The 3,312-nt window shown below is 26.8% G+C and carries 3 protein-coding genes; all 3 read right to left on the reverse strand.

Annotation, left to right across the window (positions count from 1 at the left end; translation table 11 throughout):
* The coding region (locus AJ885_RS10695; RefSeq protein ID WP_070280997.1) for a hypothetical protein at positions 1 to 1,609 on the reverse strand (1,609 nt) is incomplete at its 3' end.
* Positions 1,606 to 1,833 (reverse strand): phosphopantetheine-binding protein, encoded by a 228-nt coding sequence (locus AJ885_RS07190; RefSeq protein ID WP_070280999.1) that lies wholly within the window; start codon positions 1,831 to 1,833, stop codon positions 1,606 to 1,608. The genes AJ885_RS10695 and AJ885_RS07190, both read right to left, overlap by 4 nt.
* Before the next feature lie 9 nt (positions 1,834 to 1,842).
* On the reverse strand, positions 1,843 to 3,312 hold a 1,470-nt coding region (locus tag AJ885_RS07195; protein WP_148123898.1), incomplete at its 5' end, for an AMP-binding protein.

The raw sequence follows: 3,312 nt of genomic DNA on the forward strand, positions 1-3,312 counted from the left end.
CTTTTAAAGCTTCATTATAATCAGGATAAGTTTCTAAAGGAGGTAAAGCTAAATTTGGATTTTCTTTTATTTTTTCTTCATAGGCTTTTTGTTCAAATTTATGTTTATCTTTTATATATGATAATACATAAGGTATTCTTATATATCCTAATATACTTTTTGAATTTTCTATCAAAGTTTGTCCTAGTTTATAAGATAAGTGGTTTTGTATACGAGCTTTAGCTGAATTAGCTTGAATAAAAGTAATTTTAGGATTTATTATGCTCATTTTTATACCCAAAGATTTAGCAAGTTTTTTACTTTCTAATTTTTTAATAATTAAATCTTGTTCTAGATTGGCTAATTCTAAACGTTGTTTTTTAATAGGGATGGAGTTGAGTTTATTTTCAAGATTGTTTTTTTCATTGAGTAAATTTTGTTTTTCTTGAGTTAAATTAGATATTTGAGTATTTAAGGTATTGATTTGATTTTGCAAAGTCTGTAGTTTAATAGGATCTTTTCTTTGATTATATTGCTCGATAATAATTTTATAGTCTTTTAAATATTTGCAAAGGTGTGTAAAATCATATTCCTTTGAAATTTCAAAATCTATATTTTCTGGAATTTTTATTTCTTCTAACGTTTCATTTTTTGGCATAAGTAAGAAACCTATGATTCCTGCTTGTTTTCCCTCTTCAAATATTTTATCATAAAAAACATTATATTTAGGTTTTTTCACATCATTGTCCAAACGATTATGAATTTTTATATCTTGACTTATGGTAAAGTTATATTCTAATGCAATAATTGCTTGATGGTTATATATAGGTATTAGGACTTTTTGTTTTTCATTTTCGAAAATACAATAAGAAAGAAGATTTGCTGGAGTAAAACTATTGTTCCAAAAGTGAACAGCTAGAATTTTCATATTGCAATATTTTGCAGGCAAAATCAACTTAAGTTCTTTCTTGTTCTCTAATTTATAAATATTTTCTTTGCAAAGAAAGGATCTGATTTTTACAAAATCTTTATTGTTTTTTGTATCTATAATTTCATCTAAATCTAAAGTTTGAAAAGAGGGAATGTTAAGATTTTTAATTTTTTTTGGTTTTTTAAAAAAGTCAAAATTTTCACAGATTTTATAAGCTAATGTAGAGGTGACAAATATCGGAGGATGAACTGGATTTATAGTATTAGCATAAAAATCTAGAATAGATTCTTTTGAAAGAAAATTAAAGACATCGATAAAATTAAATCCATATTTCTCACTTTGAAGCTTATGAAAAGAAGTATATGTATATCCTCCATGATAAATTCCGTGTAGCCATTGAACAATTAAAACTTTCTTTTGTAAACTATTTAAAATTTTATAAATACAATCAAATACTGGTAGATTTACTTGTGCTATATCTTTCTTTTTTCGAAAAGCTGTTTCATCTAAAGAAAATATTATTAAATCAGCTTCTTCGATATATTTTTTTGTTTTTTGTCGAAAAAGATAATAAATATGCCCTAAAGGATCTATAGAGGCCAATCCAAAACTTTTAACATCTGCACCAAATTTCTTAAAACCTTCTGTAAAGGGATCATTCCATCTTGATTCGCAAGATCCAAGTAAAACAATCTTCATAAATTAAAAGCCTTTTTTATCATCGTTTCTATGGTTTTAAAATCTTCGAAATTTTCAGGCATTATAAAATCCATGTCTAATTCTTGATCGTAAAAATCTTCTATTTGAGTTACTAATTTCATGATATCTAGGCTATCTATTAGGCCATTAGTCACTAAATTTTTAGAATTTTCATCAATGTTTTCTTTTCCAATTTCTTTAAAAAACTGTTTAATCTCTTCCATTTTCTCTCCTTAAAGTTCTTTATAATAATTTCTATCAATTTTACCATTTTGATTGAGTTTAAATTTGTCAATTTTAATAAAATTTTTTGGGATCATATAAGAAGGTAATTTATCTTTTAAAAAAGCTTTAAAATTAATTTCTTCTTCACTTTCATAAAAACAAATAATATCTTCTTTAAAAATACATGCACTGTTTTTAATATTCGCATGGGAATTTATCACGCTTTCTATTTCTCCAAGTTCTATCCTATGCCCCATATATTTTATCTGATTATCCACTCTCCCATAGCACAAAAGCTCTCCAAATTCATTATAAGAAACGATATCTCCTGTTTTATAGAGTAAATCTAAATAATTATCATGTAAAGGATTTTGAATAAAAGCTTGTTTGGTTTTTTCTTTGTCATTATAATACCCTAAAGACAAAGAAGTTCCACGTACGAAAAGCTCCCCTTTAACACCTATTTGTTTAGGACTTATGAAATTCATATTTTCATCAAAAACTAAAAGTTCTGTGTTTTTACACGCTTTGCCTATAGGTAAAAGTTCTTCATCTTTAAAAGTGCGATTGATGATATAAAAAGAACATACATCAGTGATTTCTGTTGGGCCATAAAGGTTGGCAAATAAGGCATTGGGTAAGTGTTTACGCCAAATATTTAGCTGTTTATTGGGCATGATTTCACCGCAAAAAAGTATTTTTTTTAAGGTATTTAAACTAAAATTATTCAAAGCTTCCGTATTTGCAAAATAAATTAGCACCGAAGGCACCCAAAATATAGTGCTTACTTTTTCTTTTTCAAGGCATTCTAAAATTTTATTTGGAAAGGCAAAAAGATGATTAGGTAAAAGGTGTAAAGTCGCTCCTGATTTTACACTTGAAAAAATATCTAAAATGCTATTGTCAAAATAAAATGGTGCTTGATTGGCTAAAATTTCATTCTCATCAAATTTAAAAGTCTCACACACCCAAAAAGTATAATCAATCACACTCTTATGTGCTATGCTTACTCCTTTAGGAATACCTGTGCTCCCACTTGTAAAGAAAACATAGAGTAAATTAGTATCTATATGTTTTTCTTTGGCATGCTTTATTAAACTCTCATCTATATCAAAACTTTCAAAGTCTTGTGTATAAAGCGTAGGTAAATCTAAGTTAAAATTTAAGTCCTTTGAAGTGATAAAAAGTTTAGGCTTTAAAACCTCTATGACTTTTTCTACTCTTTCTTTAGGACTTTTTTCATCTAAAAGGGTATAAAAATTTCCACTGAGTGCCACTCCAAAAAATGAAATCAAACAATCAATCCCTTTAGGCAAGATGATTAAAACAGGAACTTGAGTAGGATTATCATTTTTTAAAGTTTTTAAAATTTCACTGGCTAGTTTTTTAGAAAAAAGATCAAAGTCTTTATAAGTGATTTCTTTTCTTTCCTTGGCAAAGGGTTCTACAAAAGCAGTTTTTTCGCTAAATTTGATTAA

This window comes from Campylobacter sp. BCW_6464 (assembly GCF_001762775.1).
GTDB classification, from domain to species: Bacteria; Campylobacterota; Campylobacteria; order Campylobacterales; family Campylobacteraceae; genus Campylobacter_D; species Campylobacter_D jejuni.

Bases quoted from the DNA above. Each gene is read 5' to 3' on its own strand.
- AJ885_RS07190 (WP_070280999.1), bottom strand. From the start codon at position 1,833: ATGGAAGAGATTAAACAGTTTTTTAAAGAAATTGGAAAAGAAAACATT.